Source organism: Streptomyces zinciresistens K42, assembly GCF_000225525.1.
Lineage (GTDB): Bacteria > Actinomycetota > Actinomycetes > Streptomycetales > Streptomycetaceae > Streptomyces > Streptomyces zinciresistens.
In genome coordinates this window covers 15,426-35,166 of sequence record NZ_AGBF01000045.1, presented here as the reverse complement: position 1 = coordinate 35,166, position 19,741 = coordinate 15,426, and the positions used below count along the sequence as shown (strand labels likewise).

Annotated in this window: 14 protein-coding genes and 1 pseudogene; 12 read left to right on the top strand and 3 right to left on the bottom strand. The window is 73.4% G+C overall.

Annotated elements, in window-relative coordinates; genetic code table 11:
* The first annotated feature begins 20 nt into the window (after positions 1-20).
* The 6 genes and pseudogenes from SZN_RS15920 (at position 21) to SZN_RS15895 (ending at position 6,150) form a co-directional block, all read left to right on the top strand.
* Complete coding sequence (locus SZN_RS15920) at positions 21-323, top strand: hypothetical protein (protein WP_007496144.1); 303 nt, start codon at positions 21-23, stop codon at positions 321-323.
* Between the two features lie 7 nt (positions 324-330).
* Complete coding sequence (locus tag SZN_RS15915) at positions 331-1,146, top strand: TlyA family RNA methyltransferase (protein WP_007496142.1); 816 nt, start codon at positions 331-333, stop codon at positions 1,144-1,146.
* Positions 1,143-2,048, top strand: a complete 906-nt coding sequence (locus SZN_RS15910; protein WP_043730970.1) for an NAD kinase — start codon at positions 1,143-1,145, stop codon at positions 2,046-2,048. The genes SZN_RS15915 and SZN_RS15910 overlap by 4 nt, the downstream gene beginning before the upstream one ends.
* 150 nt (positions 2,049-2,198) lie before the next feature.
* Positions 2,199-3,917, top strand: a complete 1,719-nt coding sequence (gene recN / locus SZN_RS15905; RefSeq protein ID WP_007496137.1) for a DNA repair protein RecN — start codon at positions 2,199-2,201, stop codon at positions 3,915-3,917.
* 43 nt (positions 3,918-3,960) lie between these two features.
* A pseudogene (locus SZN_RS15900) lies at positions 3,961-4,735 on the top strand (hypothetical protein).
* Positions 4,736-5,013: 278 nt separating this feature from the next.
* Entirely contained in the window at positions 5,014-6,150 is a 1,137-nt protein-coding gene (locus SZN_RS15895) for a glycosyltransferase family 4 protein (RefSeq protein WP_007496134.1), read from the top strand.
* 34 nt (positions 6,151-6,184) lie between these two features.
* On the opposite strand, the gene SZN_RS15890 is transcribed toward SZN_RS15895, so the two are convergent.
* The 3 genes from SZN_RS15890 to SZN_RS15880 all read right to left on the bottom strand — a co-directional run bounded on the left by SZN_RS15890 (position 6,185) and on the right by SZN_RS15880 (position 11,180).
* Positions 6,185-7,828, bottom strand: a complete 1,644-nt coding sequence (locus SZN_RS15890) for a PucR family transcriptional regulator (protein WP_007496132.1) — start codon at positions 7,826-7,828, stop codon at positions 6,185-6,187.
* An 88-nt stretch (positions 7,829-7,916) separates the two neighbouring features.
* Positions 7,917-9,299 (bottom strand): FAD-binding oxidoreductase, encoded by a 1,383-nt coding sequence (locus SZN_RS15885; protein WP_007496129.1) that lies wholly within the window; start codon positions 9,297-9,299, stop codon positions 7,917-7,919.
* A gap of 78 nt (positions 9,300-9,377) precedes the next feature.
* On the bottom strand, positions 9,378-11,180 hold the full coding sequence (locus SZN_RS15880) for a glycoside hydrolase family 15 protein (protein ID WP_007496127.1): 1,803 nt from the start codon (positions 11,178-11,180) through the stop codon (positions 9,378-9,380).
* A gap of 502 nt (positions 11,181-11,682) precedes the next feature.
* On the opposite strand from SZN_RS15880, the gene SZN_RS15875 reads away from it, so the two are divergent.
* The 6 genes from SZN_RS15875 (at position 11,683) to SZN_RS15850 (ending at position 19,737) form a co-directional block, all read left to right on the top strand.
* The gene (locus tag SZN_RS15875) at positions 11,683-13,371 is read left to right on the top strand and encodes a CTP synthase (protein ID WP_007496125.1); all 1,689 of its coding nucleotides are present in this window, start codon (positions 11,683-11,685) and stop codon (positions 13,369-13,371) included.
* 83 nt (positions 13,372-13,454) lie between these two features.
* Positions 13,455-14,081 (top strand): NUDIX domain-containing protein, encoded by a 627-nt coding sequence (locus SZN_RS15870; protein WP_007496123.1) that lies wholly within the window; start codon positions 13,455-13,457, stop codon positions 14,079-14,081.
* Between the two features lie 175 nt (positions 14,082-14,256).
* Complete coding sequence (locus SZN_RS15865) at positions 14,257-16,362, top strand: tetratricopeptide repeat protein (RefSeq protein WP_043730962.1); 2,106 nt, start codon at positions 14,257-14,259, stop codon at positions 16,360-16,362.
* Positions 16,363-16,495: 133 nt separating this feature from the next.
* Positions 16,496-17,620, top strand: a complete 1,125-nt coding sequence (ald, locus tag SZN_RS15860; protein WP_043730959.1) for an alanine dehydrogenase — start codon at positions 16,496-16,498, stop codon at positions 17,618-17,620.
* A gap of 513 nt (positions 17,621-18,133) precedes the next feature.
* On the top strand, positions 18,134-19,156 hold the full coding sequence (locus tag SZN_RS15855) for a ParA family protein (protein WP_086021394.1): 1,023 nt from the start codon (positions 18,134-18,136) through the stop codon (positions 19,154-19,156).
* Positions 19,141-19,737, top strand: a complete 597-nt coding sequence (locus tag SZN_RS15850) for a hypothetical protein (RefSeq protein WP_043730953.1) — start codon at positions 19,141-19,143, stop codon at positions 19,735-19,737. The genes SZN_RS15855 and SZN_RS15850 overlap by 16 nt, the downstream gene beginning before the upstream one ends.
* Positions 19,738-19,741 lie beyond the last annotated feature (4 nt).

The window sequence follows — 19,741 nt, the reverse complement described above, 5'->3', positions numbered from 1 at the left end:
GTTCGGGGTAGCGTCTGGGCATGAGCGACTCTGCGCCCGAGGCCCCGACACCGGTCGAGGGCGAGACAGCGCCGCCGGACGGCGCGGCCGGACCCGGGGACGGCCCCGCCGCGCCCGCCCCGCTGGACGTCGTGCGCACGCCCACCGGGCACCCCGAGGTGGACGCCCGGCTGGCGCGGCTGGGTGACGCCGACCACCTCGCCACGGACGGCCACGTCGAGGTGTACGAGGATGTGCACCGGGGGCTGCGCGACGCGCTCACCGCGCTCGACGCCCGTCCGGGACCTCCGGCGCCCCCGACGCCGTACGGGACGAGGAGCTGAACCGAACGTGGCAGGAGTCGCACGCCGCCGTCTGGACGCGGAGCTGGTCCGCCGGAAGCTCGCGCGCTCGCGTGAGCACGCCGGTCAGCTGATCGCGGCGGGACGGGTCACCGTCGGCAAGTCCGTCGCGACCAAATCCGCCACCCAGGTCGAGACCGCGGCCGCCATCGTCGTGTCGCAGGACGACGGCGACCCCGACTACGTCTCCCGGGGCGGGCACAAGCTCGCGGGCGCGCTCGCGGCGTTCGTGCCGCTCGGGCTCGCCGTCGAAGGGCGCCGGGCGCTGGACGCCGGCGCGTCGACCGGCGGGTTCACCGATGTGCTGCTGCGCTCGGGCGCCGCGCACGTCGTCGCCGTCGACGTCGGCTACGGACAACTGGCCTGGACCCTCCGCAGCGATGAACGCGTCACCGTCAAGGACCGTACGAACGTACGCGAGTTGACGCTCGAAGCGATCGATGGGGAGCCTGTGGATCTTGTCGTGGGGGATCTGTCCTTCATCCCGCTCGGCCTGGTACTGCCCGCTCTGGTGCGGTGCGTGAAGCCGGACGCCGATCTGGTGATGATGGTCAAGCCGCAGTTCGAGGTGGGCAGGGAGCGGCTGGGCAGCGGGGGAGTGGTCCGCAGTCCGCAGCTGCGGGCGGAGGCCGTGCGCGCCGTCGCCGCCAGGGCGTGGGAACTGGGCCTCGGCGTGCGGGGGGTCACGGCCAGTCCGCTGCCCGGTCCCTCCGGGAACGTCGAGTACTTTCTCTGGCTGCGTGCCGGGGCGCCCGCTCCGGACCCGGCCGACATCGACCGTGCAGTGGCGGAGGGGCCGCGTTGACCCAGAACCGAGCTCGTACTGTTTTCCTGCTCGCCCACACCGGGCGGCCCGCGGCCATTCGCAGCGCCGAGCTGGTGGTCGGGGGACTGCTGCGGTCGGGGATCGGTGTGCGGGTGCTGGAGGCCGAGGCGGAGGACCTGCCGCTGCCGGCCGAGGTGGAGCTGATCGAGGAGGCGACGCCGCAGTGCCTCGACGGCTGCGAACTGCTCATCGTGCTCGGCGGCGACGGGACGCTGCTGCGCGGCGCCGAGTTCGCGCGGGCGTCGGGCGTGCCGATGTTGGGCGTCAACCTCGGACGGGTCGGCTTTCTCGCCGAGGCCGAGCGCGACGACCTCGACAAGGTCGTCGACCGGGTCGTGACCCGGTCGTACGAGGTCGAGGAGCGCATGACGGTCGATGTCGTCGTGCACCAGAACGGCACCATCGTGCACACGGACTGGGCGCTGAACGAGGCCGCCGTGCAGAAGGCCGGCGCCGAGAAGCTCCTGGAGGTCGTGCTGGAGATCGACGGCCGTCCGGTGACCGGGTTCGGGTGCGACGGCATCGTGCTGTCCACGCCGACCGGGTCGACGGCGTACGCGTTCTCCGCGGGCGGTCCCGTGGTGTGGCCGGAGGTCGAGGCGCTGCTGATGGTGCCGATCTCGGCGCACGCGCTGTTCGCCAAGCCCCTGGTGACCTCGCCTGACTCGGTGCTGGCCGTGGAGGTGCTGCCGCACATCCCGCCGGGTGTCCTGTGGTGCGACGGGCGGCGGACGGTCGAGCTGCCGCCCGGAGCGCGCGTGGAGGTGCGGCGCGGGGCGGTGCCGGTGCGGCTGGCCCGGCTGCACCACGCCTCCTTCACCGACCGGCTGGTGGCGAAGTTCGCCCTGCCGGTCTCCGGCTGGCGCGGAGCGCCCCACTGAGGGCTCCGGCCGGGCCCGGGGCGGCTCCACCCGCCCGGGTGACATGGGAGGTCGGTCCGCATTCGTCACCTGGACCTTCACCGGACTGGGACGGGGGGCCGTCGCATGCCCGGCCGCCGACCTCGTAAGGTCGTGTCCGTGTTGGAGGAGATGCGGATACGGTCGCTCGGAGTCATCGACGACGCGGTCGTCGAGCTGTCGCCGGGGTTCACCGCGGTCACGGGCGAGACGGGCGCGGGCAAGACCATGGTGGTCACCAGCCTCGGGCTGCTGCTCGGCGGGCGGGCGGACCCGGCGCTGGTGCGGATCGGCGCGGACCGGGCGGTCGTGGAGGGGCGGATCACCGTTCCCGCGGGCGCCCCGGTCGCGGCACGCGCGCAGGAGGCGGGCGCCGAGCTGGACGACGGCGAGCTGCTCATCAGCCGTACCGTTTCCGCCGAGGGGCGGTCCCGGGCGCACGTGGGCGGGCGCAGCGTTCCGGTGGGCGTGCTGGCCGAGCTCGCCGACGAACTGGTCGCCGTGCACGGGCAGACCGACCAGCAGGGACTGCTGAAGCTGTCCCGCCAGCGCCAGGCGCTCGACCGGTACGCGGGCGACTCCGTCGCGGTGCCGCTCGCCAAGTACGCCGAGGCGTACCGGCGGCTGCGGGCCGTCGCCGTCGAACTCGACGAGATCACCACGCGCGCGCGTGAGCGGGCCCAGGAGGCCGACCTGCTGCGGTTCGGCCTGGACGAGATCGCGGCCGTGGAGCCCCGCGCGGGCGAGGACGTGGAGCTCGCCGAGGAGGCCGAGCGGCTCGGGCACGCGGAGGCGCTGTCCTCGGCAGCCACCGTCGCGCACGCCGCGCTCGCGGGCAACCCGGAGGACCCGGAGGGCATCGACGCGGCCACGCTCGTCGCGGGCGCCCAGCGGGCCCTGGACGCCGTGCGCTCCCACGACCCGGCCCTCGCCGCGCTGACCGACCGGATCGGCGAGATCGGCATCCTGCTCGGCGACGTCGCGGGCGAGCTGGCCGGATACGCCGACGACCTGGACGCCGATCCGCTGCGGCTGGCCGCCGTGGAGGAGCGGCGGGCCGCGCTGACCACCCTCACCCGCAAGTACGGCCCGGACGTCGCCGCCGTGCTCGCCTGGGCCGAGCGCAGCGGCGCACGGCTGTCCGAACTCGACGGCGACGACGAGCGGATCGGCGAGCTGACCGCCGAGCGCGACGGCCTGCGCACCGGACTGGGCGGCCTGGCCCAGGCGCTCACCGACGCCCGGAGCGAGGCCGCCGAGCGGTTCGCGGCGGCCGTCACGGCGGAGCTGGCCTCGCTCGCGATGCCGCACGCGCGCGTGTCCTTCGCGCTGCGCCAGACCGAGGACCCCGAGGGCGTCGAGGTCGGCGGCCGGCCGGTCGCCTACGGTCCGGCCGGCGCCGACGAGGTCGAGCTGCTGCTCGCCCCGCACCCCGGGGCGCCGCCGCGGCCCATCGCCAAGGGCGCCTCCGGCGGTGAGCTGTCGCGCGTGATGCTCGCCGTCGAGGTCGTCTTCGCCGGGACCGACCCCGTGCCGACGTACCTCTTCGACGAGGTCGACGCAGGTGTCGGCGGCAAGGCGGCCGTGGAGATCGGCCGGCGGCTCGCCAGGCTCGCCAGGACCGCGCAGGTCGTGGTGGTGACCCACCTGCCGCAGGTCGCGGCCTTCGCCGACCGGCAGTTGCTCGTGGAGAAGACCGACGACGGCTCCGTCACCCGCTCCGGTGTGAAGGTCCTGGAGGGCGAGGACCGCATCAGGGAGCTGTCCCGGATGCTCGCCGGACAGGAGGACTCGCAGACCGCCCGCGCGCACGCGGAGGAGTTGCTGGAGACGGCCCGCTCCGACGCCTGACCGGGCCCCGGCCCGCGCCGGCCGCGGCCCGCAGGGTGTCCGGATGAGCGAACGCGCCCCGAGGACGACCGCCTTCGGCCTCTCCGCGGCCCTGACCCGCGCCGCCGCCGCGGCCCTGCGCGGCACGGCGCCCGGCGGCCGTGACCGTTGGCTGCGCCCCAACCACGCGGGACGGCCGGTGGAGTTGTACGCCGGGGCGGCCTCGGCCCTGGCGTGCGCCGCCGGTGCCTGGCGCGTCGCACCGGCCGCGGGCGCGGCCGTGGCCGCGGCGGGCCTCTGCGGGGCCTACGACGACCTGGCCGCGGCGAACGACCCCCGGCGCGGGTTCCGCGCCCACCTCCGCGCGCTCCGGGACGGCGAAGTCACCAGCGGGACGGTGAAGTTGATCGGGGTCTCCGACCGCGGCGCTCGCCGCGGCGGCCGTCCTGAAGCGGCGCCCGGCGGACGTGCTCCTCGCCGGGGTCGTGATCGCCGGTGCCGCCCACTTCGTCAACCTCGTGGACGTGCGCCCCGGACGAGCCGCCGCGGCCGTCCTCGCGCTCGGCGCTCCCGGCCTGCTGCGCGCGGACCCCGGCGCCCGGCTCGCGGCCACCGCGATGGGCACGGCCGCCGCCGTCCTGCCCGACGACCTCGGGGAGCGGGCGATGCTCGGCGACACCGGGGCGCACGCCCTGGGCGCCGCGCTCGGTGCCGCCGTGGTCGCGGGCAACGGCCGGGCGGGCCTCGTGGCGCACGCCGCCGCCGTGGTGGCGGCGGCCGTGTACGGGGACCGGGTCAGCGCGTTCGCCCGGGACGGGCTCGCGGGCGCGGGCGCATGACGGCGGACCGCCCGGGAGTGTGCGCCGGCTCACACTCCACGTGCGCGTGTTCGGCCACCGACGTCACCCCGCATCACTCGTACGGGTTACTCGGTCCGCCGCGTTGCCCGCCGCCCGCGCCGCTCACGGACCCTCGTCGTTCCCGGAACACCCGTGCGCCCTGGCATCCTTGGCGTCAACACGTCGTAGGCGCAGGGATCCCCGCGGTACACCCCCGTCGGCCGATCCTTCTGTACGTTCTTCGTGACCGTCCGACCCGAAACAGGAGCCCCGGCCACGTGACCCCCGTGAGCAGCCACTCACCGTACGGCCAGTCGTCGCTGCGCACCGTGCAGGTGCTGGGCGGCGGCAACGCCGGCAGTAGCGCGCATGTGCGCTCGCTGGCCTCGGGTCTGGTCGCACGGGGCGTGCGGGTCACCGTGTGCGCCCCCTTCGGGGCCGAACGCCTCTACGACTTCACGGGGGCCGGAGCCGCACACGTGCACGTGGCGCGCAGCAGCGACCCGGGCTCGGTGGCCGCGCTGCGGGCGGCGTGCGCGGACGCCGACCTGGTGCACGCGCACGGGCTGCACGCCTCGTTCCGCAGCGTGCTCGCGCTGAGCGGGAGGCGTACGCCGCTCGTCGTCACCTGGCACGACCGCGCCCGCGCCGAGGGGGCCCGCGCCCACCTCGTCCAGCTGCTGGAGCGCAAGGTGGTCCGCACCGCCTCGGTCGTCCTCGGCAGCACCTCCGCCCTGGTCGACCGGGCCCGGCACACCGGCGCCCGGGACGCGCGGCTCGCCGCCGTGGCCCTGCCCGGACCCCGCCGCGGCGCCGGGCCCGAGGACGCCGACCGGCTGGAGCCGAAGACGCGCGCCGAACTCGGGGCCACCGGGCGGCCGTTGCTGATCGCCGTGGGAGCGCTCGAACGGCACCGCGGCCACGAGGTCCTGCTGGACGCCTCGCGCGCGTGGCGCACTCTCGACCCGCAGCCGCTCGTCGTCGTCGCGGGGGAGGGGGCGCTGCGGCCGGTGCTGCAGCGCCGGATCGAGGACGAGCACCTGCCCGTGCGGCTCATCGGGCGCCGCGACGACGTGTCCGACCTGCTCGCCGCCGCCGACATCGCGCTGCTGCCGAGCAGTTGGGAGTCGCGCTCCGTCCTCGCCCAGGAGGCGCTGCACGCGCGCGTGCCCCTCGTCGCCGCCCGGGCGGCCGGAATCCCCGAACTCGTCGGCGACGCCGCCGAGCTCGTCCCGTACGGCGACGCGGACGCACTCGCCGGGGCGGTCGTACGGCTGCTCGGCGACCCGGACCGCCGGGAACTGCTCAGACGGCGGGGCGTGCGCCAGATCGCCAGCTGGCCCACCGAGGACGAGACCGTCGCCCAAATCCTCAGCGTCTACGACGAGTTGACGCAGCCGAGACCCATGATCTAGCGCGGCGAGCCGGTGAGCCCTCCCGGTCGCCGCACTAGGGAGTGTGCCGCCGGGCCCTCAGCGCCAGGCTCAACGCCAGTACCGTCTGCGGGTCGTCGAGGTCGGTGCCGAGCAACTCCCCGATGCGGGCGAGGCGGTTGTAGAGCGTCTGCCGGTTCAGATGCAGTTCGCGAGCCGTCTCCGCCTTGCGGCCCGCGTGCGCCAGGTACGTCTCCAGCGTCGGCAGCAGGGGCGGCCGCGAGCGGTCGTCGTGCGCCCGCAGCGGGCCGATCGCCCGGTCCACGAACGCGGCGAGGTCGGGATGGTCGCGCAGTCGCCACAGCAGCAGGTCGATGTCCAGCCGGCGGGCGTCGTACCAGGGCCGGTCGGCCAGCCCCTGCGCGGCGGTCGCGGTCTCCGCGGCGTGCCGCAGACCGGCCGAGGCCGCCGCCCAGCCGCCCGCGACCCCGGCCACCACGACCGGCGGCGGTGCGCCCGGCCGGCTGATCCCGGCCCGCTCCACACCCGCTCGCAGCGCCACCGCGACCCGGTCCGCGACCGGCGTCCGCTCCGACTCCGCGCGCAGGGCCAGCAGCAGCGGCACCCGGCCCTCCACCGGCCGCACGCCCAGCAGCACCGGCACCCCCACCGAGGCCAGCTCCTCGCCGACGGCGCGGGCCAGCACCGCCCAGCCGCCGCCCGGCGTCGCGCCGTCCGCGAGCCGCATCACGACCGGCAGCAGCGGACTGTCACCCGGCTTGAACCCCAGCACCCGCGCCTGCGCGGGGGCGTCCTCGGCGGCGATCCGGCCCTCGGCGAGGTCGGTGAGGAAGTCACCGCGGCCGCGCGCCGCCAGCTCCTCCTCCTGCCTGGCCTGCATCAGCACCACCGCCAGCACGTCCGAGGCCCGCTCGGCGGCGATCCGGTGCACGGGGGCCAGCGGCCCGCGCACGGGCAGCAGCACGAGCCGGGCGCGCACCGCACCCGCCCCCGCCCCGCCGCCGGGGACGTCGACCAGGACCGCCCCGGCGGGCGGCGCCGCGTCCCTGCGCTGGCCGCGCAGGCCCTCCCAGACCTGGAGCGGATCGGCGCCCTCGGGACCGGAACCGGCCGCGTACAGCAGCCGTCCGTCCGTCGCCTCCAGGAAGACCGGGTTGCCGCCGAAGTCCGCGAGGACGGTCAGGACCTGGGGCACGCCGCCCCCGCCGAGCAGGGCCTCCGTGCACCGGCGGTGCACCTCCTCCGCCCGTTGCAGCAGGGCGTAGTGGCCGTTGACGATCTCGGTGTGGATCTCCTCGGTGACCGTCACGAACGGCACCTCGCGATGGAGCTGGACGAGCGGCAGCCCGGCCACGCTCGCGGTGTCGACCAGCGCGGCGGGCAGCCGGGCGAAGCGCGTGCCCAGCTCGATGACGAGGGCCGCGATCCCGCGCTCGGCGAGGGTCCGCACGAACGCCCGCTGCTCGGCGGGGCGGGCCCCGATGCCGTAGCCGGTGGTGAGCAGCAGTTCGCCGCCCTTCAGCAGGGAGGCGATGTTGGGCACCTCGCCCGCGTGCACCCAGCGCACGGTCCGGCCCAGCCGGTCGGCACCCGCGACGATCTCGGGGAGCGCGCTGCGCAGACCGGGCAGCTCCAGCGCCCGCCGGACCGTGATCCCGGAGCTGTGCGTGTCGAATGCGCTGTCCGTACGGCTGTCCATGGCCGGACGCTACCCGTGTCCGGCCCTCCGGGGCACGTCCGGGGCGTCCGCGCGCGCACGGCCGGGGCGGGGCGGCGGCCGACGCCGCTCAGAGCGGCCTGATGTTGTGGTTGAAGCGGAAGACGTTGTCGGGGTCCCAGCGCCTCTTCAGCTCCGCCAGCCGCCGCGTGTTCCCGGCGCCGAGGCCGGCCACCACGCGCTCCTCGCCCTCGTCGCCGATGAAGTTCAGATAGACCGCGCCGGTGCTCCACGGCCGTACGTCCGCCCGGACCCCGCGCACCCAGCGCTCGCACCGCTCGTCGTCGGCCGCGTCCTGCCACATGCCGTACGGGTGCACGGCCCAGGGGGCGTCCCGGTAGGGGACGGGGTACGTGTGCGGTCCGGCGGCGACCGCGCCGCCCTGGGGCAGCAGCACGTGCTGGGTGCCGGTCGGCACCGGCATCGCGCGCCCGGCCGCGCAGTAGACGTCGACGAGGGAGTCGGGCGCGCCCGTCAGGTACTCCGCCGACCAGTAGTGCCGCATCCCCGGCGGATCGTCGATCATGCACTGCACGTCCGCGTACGGCATGGCGCCGACGATCTCCGCCTCGTGCGGCAGCGCCAGCAGCGGTCCGGCGTACCGGCGCAGTTCCTCCTCGGCGCCCGCGTACGTCAGCAGCACCCCGCACACCAGGCTCCCGACCAGGGACGGCGGGACGAACTCCTCCGGCGGGCCGGTGAAGTACAGCGCACCGCCGCCCACCTCGTCAGGACCGGACTCGATCACGTCGCGGAAGGCGCGGACGGCGTCCGGCGCGCTCTCGGGCCGGTACAGCACCAGCGCCACGGCGAACTCGGGCAGTTCGTGCAGTCTCAGCGAGATCGCGGTGGCGACGCCGAAGTTGCCGCCGCCCCCGTGCAGACCCCAGAACAGCTCGGGGTTCTCGTCCGCGTCCGCGTGCACACGGGAGCCGTCGGCGGTGACCAGGTCCACCCCCAGCAGGTTGTCGACGGCGAGCCCGTACGTGCGGTCCAGCCAGCCCGTGCCGCCGCCGAGGACGAAGCCGCCGACCCCGGTCGTGGAGGCCCGGCCCCCGGTCGTCGCGAGACCGTACGGCTGGGTCGCGCGGTCCAGGTCGCTCATGGTGGCCCCGCCGCCGACCCGGACCGCCCGCGCCCCCGGGTCCACGCCCACCGCCCGCATCGGACGCAGGTCGATCACCAGGCCGTTGTCGTTGAGCGCCATGCCGGCGACGCTGTGGCCGCCGCCGCGGACCGCGATGTTCAGATCGAGGTCGCGGCCGAACCGCACGGCCCGTACGACGTCGTCCTCGTCCGCGCACCGCGCGATCACCGCGGGCCGCCGGTCGATCATGGTGTTGAAGACGACACGCGCGTCCTCGTAACCGTCGTCCCCCGGAGCGAACACCTCGCCGCCGAGATCCTCGCGCAGCGCGTCCAGCGCCGCGCCCGCCTTCGATGAGGTGGCCATGACGGCCCCCTTCCGGCAAGGGGCGAATCGCTCCACTCCAGCCTAGGCGGGCGCGCGGCGCGCGTCCTGTCGGCCGCCTCAGCCGCCGTAGGCCCCCGAGGCGGTCAGCCGCAGCGCCGTGTCGATCAGCGGGACATGGCTGAACGCCTGCGGGAAGTTGCCGACCTGGCGCTGCAGGACCGGGTCCCACTCCTCGGCCAGCAGACCGAGGTCATTGCGCAGCGCCAGCAGCCGTTCGAACAGCTTGCGGGCCTCGTCCACGCGGCCGATCATCGCCAGGTCGTCGGCCATCCAGAACGAGCAGGCGAGGAACGCCCCCTCGTCACCGGGCAGGCCGTCGACGCCCTCGTCCTCGCCCTGCGTCGGGTAGCGCAGGATGAAGCCGTCCGGCGTGGACAGCTCGCGCTGGATCGCCTCGATGGTGCCGATGACGCGCTTGTCGTCCGGCGGCAGGAAGCCCATCTGCGGGATCAGCAGCAGGGAGGCGTCCAGCTCCCTGGAGCCGTAGGACTGCGTGAAGGTGTTGCGCTCCTTGTCGTAGCCCTTCTCGCAGACGTCCCGGTGGATCTCGTCGCGCAGTTCCTTCCAGCGCTCCAGCGGGCCGTCGGCGTCGCCGGACTCGATGAGCTTGATCGTCCGGTCCACGGCGACCCAGGCCATGACCTTGGAGTGCACGAAGTGGCGGCGCGGGCCGCGCACCTCCCAGATGCCCTCGTCCGGCTCCTGCCAGTGGTCCTCCAGGTAGCGGATCAGCTTCAGCTGGAGCAGCGAGGCGTAGTCGTTGCGGGCCAGGCCGGTCATGTGGGCCAGGTGCAGCGCCTCGGTGACCTCACCGTAGACGTCCAGCTGGAGCTGGTGCGCCGCGCCGTTGCCGACCCGGACCGGGGCGGAGTTCTCGTAGCCGGGCAGCCAGTCCAGCTCGGCCTCGCCCAGCTCGCGCTCGCCCGCGATGCCGTACATGATCTGCAGGTTCTCCGGGTCGCCCGCGACCGCCCGCAGCAGCCACTCCCGCCAGGCGCGGGCCTCCTCGCGGTAGCCGGTGCGCAGCAGCGAGGACAGGGTGATCGCCGCGTCCCGCAGCCAGGTGTAGCGGTAGTCCCAGTTGCGGACGCCGCCGATCTCCTCGGGAAGGGAGGTCGTGGGCGCCGCCACGATGCCGCCGGTGGGGGCGTACGTCAGCGCCTTGAGCGTGATCAGCGAGCGGATCACGGCCTCGCGGTAGGGGCCGTGGTAGGTGCAGTGCTCGACCCACTCCCGCCAGAAGTCCTCCGTGGCGGTCAGCGAGGTCTCCGGCTCGGGCAGCGGCGGCGCGTCCTTGTGGGAGGGCTGCCAGGAGATGGTGAAGGCGAAGCGGTCGCCGGGGCCGACGGTGAAGTCCGAGTACGTCGTCAGGGACTTGCCGTAGGTCTCGCACTCGGCGTCGAACCACACGGAGTCCGGGCCCGCCACGGCGACCGTGCGGCCCTCGTGCTTGTGCACCCACGGCACCACGCGGCCGTAGGAGAAGCGCATCCGCAGCGTCGAGCGCATCGGGACCCGGCCGGAGACGCCCTCCACGATCCGGATCAGCTGGGGCGCCCCGTCGCGCGGGGGCATGAAGTCGATCACACGGACCGTGCCGCGCGGCGTGTCCCACTCCGACTCCAGGATCAGCGAGTCGCCGCGGTAGGTGCGCCGGGCCGCGGCGGGCGGCGGCGCGTCCGAGGCGTGCGCGGGACCCAGCCGCCAGAAGCCGTGCTCCTCTGTGCCCAGCAGGCCGGCGAAGATGGCATGGGAGTCGAAGCGGGGCAGGCACAGCCAGTCCACCGTGCCGTCCCGGCAGACCAGGGCAGCGGTCTGCATGTCTCCGATGAGTGCGTAGTCCTCGATGCGCCCGGCCACGTGCAACTCCAGTCGAACGGCCACGTCACCCCCTTCACGGCAGAACGGAAGGGGGTTCTCGCTATGTGCGGTCAGGGGGTTTTGTCATGCGTCGTCGAGCGGTGAAGCAAAGCAGCCGTTTCCTCGGTGAGGCAAAACGACAGCCGCTTCTTGCCGATCTCTGCTCAACGAACTGACGAGCTCTCGTTGTTCCGGTCGATACGGGCGGGGGGTGGTGCCGTGTTACCGGCCGGGCTCGGCAGCGAACGTCCGAGCAGGATACGACGCACGTAGATGATCTGTGTGCCGCTCCGGGCAACCCGGGTCGGCCGAACGGGTGAGCAGTGGGTGACCGACGGGTGGGGAATCCGTGAATCGTGCGGATCCGTGCCCGTCCGTGCGCGGAGCGTGGCCGGAAGCCGCCGGTCCCGGTCGCTGATACCCTGGTAGCCCGTGGACCGGTGGGCGTGAAGACCCCCGAACCGCACTTCAAGATCGCGACCACGGGAGCCCCCTCTTGGCCATGCCGCCCGCTGCTTTCCGAACCCACGCAGCCACGACGACCAAGCACATCTTCGTCACCGGGGGTGTCGCCTCCTCGCTCGGCAAGGGCCTCACGGCCTCCAGCCTCGGCATGCTGCTCAAGGCGCGGGGTCTGCGCGTCGTGATGCAGAAGCTCGACCCGTACCTCAACGTCGACCCCGGCACGATGAACCCCTTCCAGCACGGTGAGGTGTTCGTCACGAACGACGGCGCCGAGACCGACCTGGACATCGGCCACTACGAGCGCTTCCTCGACCGCGACCTGGACGGATCCGCCAACGTCACCACCGGCCAGGTGTACTCGACGGTGATCGCCAAGGAGCGCCGCGGCGAGTACCTGGGTGACACGGTCCAGGTCATCCCGCACATCACCAACGAGATCAAGCACCGCATCCGCCGGATGGCGACGGACGAGGTCGACGTGGTGATCACGGAGGTCGGCGGCACGGTCGGCGACATCGAGTCGCTGCCGTTCCTGGAGACCGTCCGCCAGGTCCGGCACGAGGTCGGCCGGGACAACGTCTTCGTCGTGCACATCTCGCTCCTGCCGTACATCGGCCCCTCGGGAGAGCTGAAGACGAAGCCGACCCAGCACTCGGTCGCCGCGCTGCGCAACATCGGTATTCAGCCAGACGCGATCGTGCTGCGCTGCGACCGCGAGGTGCCCACCGCCATCAAGCGGAAGATCTCGCTGATGTGCGACGTCGACGAGGCGGCCGTGGTCGCCTGCCCCGACGCGCGGTCCATCTACGACATCCCCAAGACCGTGCACGGCGAGGGACTGGACGCCTACGTCGTGCGCAAGCTCGACCTGCCCTTCCGCGACGTGGACTGGACGACCTGGGACGATCTGCTCGACCGCGTCCACAACCCCGACCACGAGATCACCCTCGCGCTGGTCGGCAAGTACATCGACCTGCCCGACGCCTACCTCTCGGTCACCGAGGCGCTGCGCGCGGGCGGCTTCGCCAACCGGGCCCGCGTGAAGATCAAGTGGGTCACCTCCGACGACTGCAAGACCGCGGCCGGCGCGGCGCAGCAGCTCGCCGACGTGGACGGCATCTGCATCCCCGGCGGCTTCGGCGACCGCGGCGTGCTCGGCAAGGTCGGCGCGATCAGGTACGCCCGCGAGAACCGCGTCCCGCTGCTCGGCCTGTGCCTGGGCCTGCAGTGCATCGTGGTCGAGGCGGCCCGCAACCTCGCCGACATCGCCGACGCCAACTCCACCGAGTTCGACCCGGCGACCGCGCACCCGGTCATCTCCACGATGGCCGAGCAGCTCGACATCGTCGCAGGCGAGGGCGACATGGGCGGCACGATGCGGCTCGGCATGTACCCGGCCAAGCTGGCCGAGGGCTCCCTCGTGCGCGAGGTGTACGACGGCAAGGAGTACGTCGAGGAGCGGCACCGCCACCGCTACGAGGTCAACAACGCCTACCGCGCGGAGCTGGAGAAGAAGGCGGGCATCCAGTTCTCCGGCACGTCGCCGGACGGAAAGCTCGTGGAGTACGTGGAGTACCCCCGCGAGGTCCACCCCTACCTCGTCGCCACGCAGGCCCACCCCGAGCTGCGCTCGCGCCCGACGCGGCCGCACCCGCTGTTCGCCGGGCTCGTGAAGGCGGCCGTCGAGCGCCGGCAGACCGAGGGCGCGCGCGACGATTCCGAGTGACACGACAGTTGTACGGTGGCCGGGGCGCGAACCCTCAACGGCGGGCGCCCCGGTTTTCCTCTGCGCACGTGGAAGGGCAGGGCATGACGATCAAGGACACCCCCGAGGAGTGGGAGGTCCGGGCCACGGAGACCCCCTTCGCGGGCAACAAGACCTCCGTCCGCACGGACGACGTGGTCATGCCCGGCGGCTCGGTGGTGCGGCGCGACTACCAGGTCCACCCGGGCTCGGTGGCCGTCCTCGCCCTCGACGAGCGGGACCGCGTGCTGCTCATCAAGCAGTACCGCCACCCGGTGCGCGAGAAGCTGTGGGAGATCCCGGCCGGCCTGCTCGACGTCCCCGGCGAGAACCCGCTGCACGCCGCCCAGCGCGAGCTGTACGAGGAAGCCCACGTCAAGGCCGAGGACTGGCGGGTCCTGACCGACGTCTACACCACCCCCGGCGGCTGCGACGAGGCCGTACGGATCTTCCTCGCCCGGGGCCTGTCCGAAGCCGAGGGCGAACGCTTCCTGGTGGAGGACGAGGAGGCCGACATGGAGCACGCGCGCGTGCCGGTCGCCGAGCTCGTCCGGGGCGTCCTCGCGGGCGAGCTGCACAACAACTGCCTCGTGGTGGGCGTCCTGTCGCTGGTCGCCGCACGCGACGGCGACGGACTGGACGCCCTGCGCCCGGCCCAGGCGCCCTGGCCGGCCCGGCCCTTCGAGGTCTGACGGGGGAGCGGTGCACACCACCCCTGGTGTGAAGATCGGCTGATCCGATCGGGCGACGTCCGCGCCCCGCCCGCCCGGCTCCGCACGGCGGGTGGCAGAGCGTCAACTAGGCTCTGACCACGCCCGAACCGGAGTCCCGGCGGGCTTGCGCGTGCGTGGGACGGGAGTGTGGCCCGTGACGGATCAGGCGGTGGACACAGGCGGCGTGCGGGTGTCGGCACACACCTCCGGCCGGAACCAGTTCCTCGGCCGGACACGTGAGCTGAAGGAGCTGCGCGCCGACATCGAGCGCGCCGGACTGGACACCATCGCCGGCCGCAAGGCCCCCCGCGCGCGCGTGCTGCTCATCGCGGGCCGCCCCGGCTCGGGCCGCACCGCACTCGCCGAGGAACTCGCACGCCAGGTCGCCGGCCGCTACCCCGACGGCGTGCTGCGCGCCCGCCTCAGCGAGCCCGACGGCACCCCGGTCCCCGTCGGTCGCGCCGCCCGCGCGCTGCTCACCGCCCTGGACCGGCCCGCCCCGGCGGGCGCCGCCGAGGACGACCTCACCGCCGCCCTGCGCGAGGCCCTCGCCGACCGCAGGGCCCTGCTGCTGCTCGACGACGCGGCCGAGGCCGAGCAGGTCGACGCGCTGCTGCCGGACACCCCCGACTGCCTGGCCGTCGCCGTGTCCGACGGCCCGCTGACCGGGATCTCGGACGTACGGCCCTGTACCCTCGGCGGTCTGGACACCAAGTCCGCGGTCGAACTGCTCGCCCGGCGCGCCGGCTCCGTGCGCATCACCGTCGATCCGCGGGCCGCCGAGGGCCTGGTCGAGACCTGCCAGGGGCAGCCGGCCGCCCTGACGCTCGCCGGGGGCTGGCTCGCCGCCCGCCCCAAGGCCGCCGTCGCCGACCTCGCCAAGCAGTTGCACGCCGAGGGGGAGGACGGCTCGCCGCTGCGCCGGGTCTTCGGTCTCGTGCACGCCGCCCTGCCCGCCCCCGCGGCCCGGATACTGCGGCTGCTCTCCCTCGCCCCGGCCGGTCTCGTCGACCCCCACACCGCCTCCGCGCTCGCCGGCTGCTCGGTCGACGGCGCCCACACGACCCTCGACGACCTCGTCGCCCTCGGACTGCTGCGCTCCGTCGCCTCCCCGCTGCCGCAGTACGAGGTCCCGGCCTGCCTGCACCCGCTGCTCAAGGCCCTCACCGAGACCCAGGACCGCCCCGCCGAACTCCAGCTCGCCCGCGCGCGGATGCTGGAGCGCACCGTACGGCTGCTCCAGTCGTGCCGGGCCATCACCGAGACCGACAGCCCGGAGACCCGGCACAAGCTCCTCGGCGTGCCCCGCGCCCTGCGCTTCCCCAACCCGCGCGCGGCCGCCGACTGGCTGAGCATCCGCAGACCCGCCCTGCTGGCCTCGGCCCGTGCCGCGGTCGCCGACGGAGAGCTGGACACCCTCGCCAGACGGCTGATGTCCCAGCTGGTCAGGGCGATGGTGGCGCACTTCGGCACCCAGGCGGCGGCCGGGGACCTGTACGACGTCCACGGCCTGGTCCTGGACGTGGCCGAGCGCCGGAGGCTGCCGCGCGAGAAGGCGGCGGCGCTGCTGAACCTCGGCGACCTCGACGCCAGGACCGGGCGTACCCGCGACGCCCTGGCACGGTTCCGGGCCGCGCTGGACGCCGGACGCGAGGGAAACGACCCGTACGCGACCGGGCGCGCGATGGAATCCGTAGGCGGTGCGCATCTGGAGCTCGGGGACTTCGACCGGGCCGCCGACTGGTTCGGCCGCGCCCTCGCCGAGCGGCTGGCCCGCGGTGAGCGCGCGGACGCCGCACGGCTGTACGCCCGCGGCGCCGAGGCCGCCACCTACGCGGGCCGGTACGGCGAGGCGCAGCGCGGCTGGCGGTCCGCCGTCGCCGTGCACCGCAAGAACGGCGACATCGCCGGACACGCCCGCGCGCTGAGCGAACTGGCCCGTGTCCAGGAGTACGCCGGCCGTCCCGAGGACTCGCTGCGCACCTGCCAGGAGGCGGTGGAGCTGGCCCGCCGCGCCGACGACCCGCGGCTTCAGGGGGCCCTGTATCTGCGTCTCGCCGACACCCTGGACCGGCTCGGCGATCCCTCGTCCGCCGAGCTGCACCGGGGCGCCGCCGAGCGGATGCTGAAGGAGGAGCCACCGTGCGGCTCGGCGGCCGAGGAGTCCGGAGCGGCCGGGCCGGGACCCGAAGTCGGCGCTTCACAGCCGGATCAGGGTCCAAACGCCTGCGAAATCCGTAGTGCATCCAAAGAAGATTGATGCAATGAAAGGCTAGACAGCGGGAAAACCTTCATTAGACTGGCTCTGCCGCACCTTCTCCTGCGGTGTCTCCTGGTGTGCCCCGCATGCCCGGGTATGTAGTGCAATGCCCTCACCCTCTGAGCCAAGGACCGTGATCGACGTGAAGGTCGGCATCCCCCGCGAGGTCAAGAACAACGAGTTCCGGGTGGCCATCACCCCCGCCGGCGTGCTGGAACTGGTGCGCCATGGCCACCAGGTCGTCATCGAGCAGGGTGCCGGTGTCGGCTCGTCGATCCCGGACGGCGAGTACGTCGCGGCGGGCGCGCGCATCCTGCCCACCGCGGACGAGGTGTGGGCCACCGCCGACCTGCTGCTGAAGGTCAAGGAGCCCGTCGCCGAGGAGTACCACCGCCTGCGCAAGGACCAGACGCTCTTCACGTACCTGCACCTGGCGGCGTCCAAGGAGTGCACGGACGCGCTGATCGAGTCCGGTACGACCGCCATCGCCTACGAGACGGTCGAGCTGCCCTCGCGCGCCCTGCCGCTGCTCGCCCCCATGTCCGAGGTCGCGGGCCGCCTCGCCCCGCAGGTCGGCGCCTACCACCTGATGCGCGCCAACGGCGGCCGCGGTGTGCTGCCCGGCGGCGTCCCGGGCGTGCTCGCGGGCCGCGCGGTCGTCATCGGCGGCGGGGTCTCCGGCTGGAACGCCGCGCAGATCGCCATCGGCATGGGCTTCCACGTGACCCTGCTCGACAGGGACATCAACAAGCTCAAGGAGGCGGACCGGATCTTCGGCACGAAGATCCAGACCGTCGTCTCCAACACCCTGGAGCTGGAGAAGGCCTGCCTGGAGGCCGACCTCGTCATCGGCGCCGTCCTCATCCCGGGCGCCAAGGCCCCGAAGCTCGTCACCAACGAGCTGGTCGCGCGCATGAAGCCGGGAAGTGTTCTTGTCGACATCGCGATCGACCAGGGCGGCTGCTTCGAGGACTCCCGTCCCACGACCCACGCCGAACCGACGTTCCCGGTCCACAACTCGGTCTTCTACTGCGTCGCCAACATGCCCGGCGCGGTGCCCAACACCTCCACCTACGCGCTCACCAACGCCACACTCCCGTACATCGTCGAGCTGGCCGACAGGGGCTGGGTCGAGGCGCTGCGCCGCGACCCCGCTTTGGCCAAGGGCCTCAACACGCATGACGGCAAGGTCGTTTACCGCGAGGTCGCCGAGGCGCACGGCCTGGAGCACGTGGAGCTGGAGTCGCTGCTCGGCTGAGCCGATCGACTAAGTCACTTTCTGGTAAAGGCGATACGTCAACACGCGTCGTCAACCGTACGCGCCCAGCCGGACCTTGCTCGGAAAGGTCCGGCTGGATGTGTGTATGGTCACTTTGCGGCTCTCGGTCAACTCGCCTCGAACATAACGCTTCGACCGAAACGCACACCCGCGAAACCTGCCGTGCGACGGCCGTACGCCCTTGACAGCGGGATGTTTCATTGTCGACACATCTGCCCGGTCCGGCGGATTGTGTTGCTGCGGACCGCCGACACGCCATAGAGTCGCCAACCGTCGGCATGGTGCCACGCTGACCTGTCTAGAAATTTCCTGGTCACCAAGGAGGTAAGACGACTTGTGAATGAGTCGACATTTTCTCCCGGGGGTGGTCAACCAGGAACGCCGGTACGGGGTCAGGGCCCCGCGGGGTTCGAGGCTGTCGGCTCCGTCGCGGTGCGCACCTTCGCAGCCCACCAGGGTCACCAGCCCCCAAAGGTGACCCAGCCAGCACACATGAGCATGGATGGCCATCACGTGAACGCCATGGCCGGCGACGGAAGTGGCGCGCCCCACAACCACTTCGCCGACTACGACGAACTGCCCGAGGGGCACTTCTACGACCCCGACGCGGAGTACGAGCCCGATCCCGAGTACGCGGCCACGCTCGCGCCCGACGCCGCCCGGCAGCGCCGTGAGCGCGTCGGCCCGACCGGGCGGCCGCTGCCGTACTTCCCGATCCCGGGCCCGCTGACCGACCACGGTCCCGCGAAGATCATCGCGATGTGCAACCAGAAGGGCGGCGTGGGCAAGACGACGTCGACCATCAACCTGGGTGCGGCGCTCGCGGAGTACGGACGCCGGGTCCTGCTCGTCGACTTCGACCCCCAGGGCGCGCTCTCGGTCGGCCTCGGCGTCAACCCGATGGAGCTCGACCTCACGGTCTACAACCTGCTCATGGAGCGGGGCATGTCGGCCGACGAGGTGCTCCTGAAGACCGCGGTCCCCAACATGGACCTGCTGCCCAGCAACATCGACCTGTCCGCCGCCGAGGTCCAGTTGGTGAGCGAGGTCGCGCGCGAGTCCACGCTCCAGCGCGCCCTGAAGCCGCTCATGGACGACTACGACTTCATCGTGATCGACTGCCAGCCCTCGCTCGGCCTGCTCACGGTCAACGCGCTGACGGCCGCCCACAAGGTGATCGTGCCGCTGGAGTGCGAGTTCTTCGCCCTGCGCGGTGTGGCGCTGCTGACCGAGACCATCGAGAAGGTCCAGGAGCGGCTCAACCCGGAGCTGGAGCTCGACGGCATCCTCGCCACGATGTACGACTCGCGCACGGTCCACAGCCGCGAGGTCCTGGCCCGGGTGGTCGAGGCGTTCGACGACCACGTCTACCACACGGTCATCGGGCGCACGGTCCGCTTCCCGGAGACCACCGTCGCCGGTGAGCCGATCACCACGTACGCCTCCAACTCCGTTGGCGCCGCCGCCTATCGCCAGCTCGCCAGGGAGGTGCTCGCCCGGTGTCACGCCGAGTGAGTCTGCCGGGGGCCGACGAACTGTTCCGTACGACAGGGGGTATGGCGCTCCAGCCGTCCACTCCCCGGCGCCCGGCCAACGGCGAGGCCCGGGTACCGGCTCCCGCGGGGGAGGGCGACGCCGCTGCCGCCGCCGAGGACGCGCCGCAGTCGGTGCCCGCGCAGGGCGGCGACGGCGAGGGCGCGGAGCATGTGGCGGCCGACACCGAGCAGGCCGTGGCGGGCGAGTCCCGCAGCCGGTCCGCAGCCCCCGAGCGGGCCGCGCGCGCTCAGGGCGCGCAGGAAGGTTCTGTCACCGCTCCCGCCGCCTCCGCGGCGCCCGCGGCCACCGGGTCCCGCAAGCGGGGCCGCAGCCCCGCACGCCGCCCCAGCGGCCGCGAGCGGCACGACGAGAAGATCACCGTGTACGTCTCCGCCGAGGAGCTCATGGACCTGGAGCACGCGCGGCTGGTGCTGCGCGGCGAGCACGGGCTGGCCGTCGACCGCGGGCGGATCGTCCGCGAGGCGGTGGCCGTGGTCCTGGCCGACCTAGAGAGCCGCGGCGACGCCAGCATCCTCGTACGACGGCTTCGCGGGCGGTAGCGGT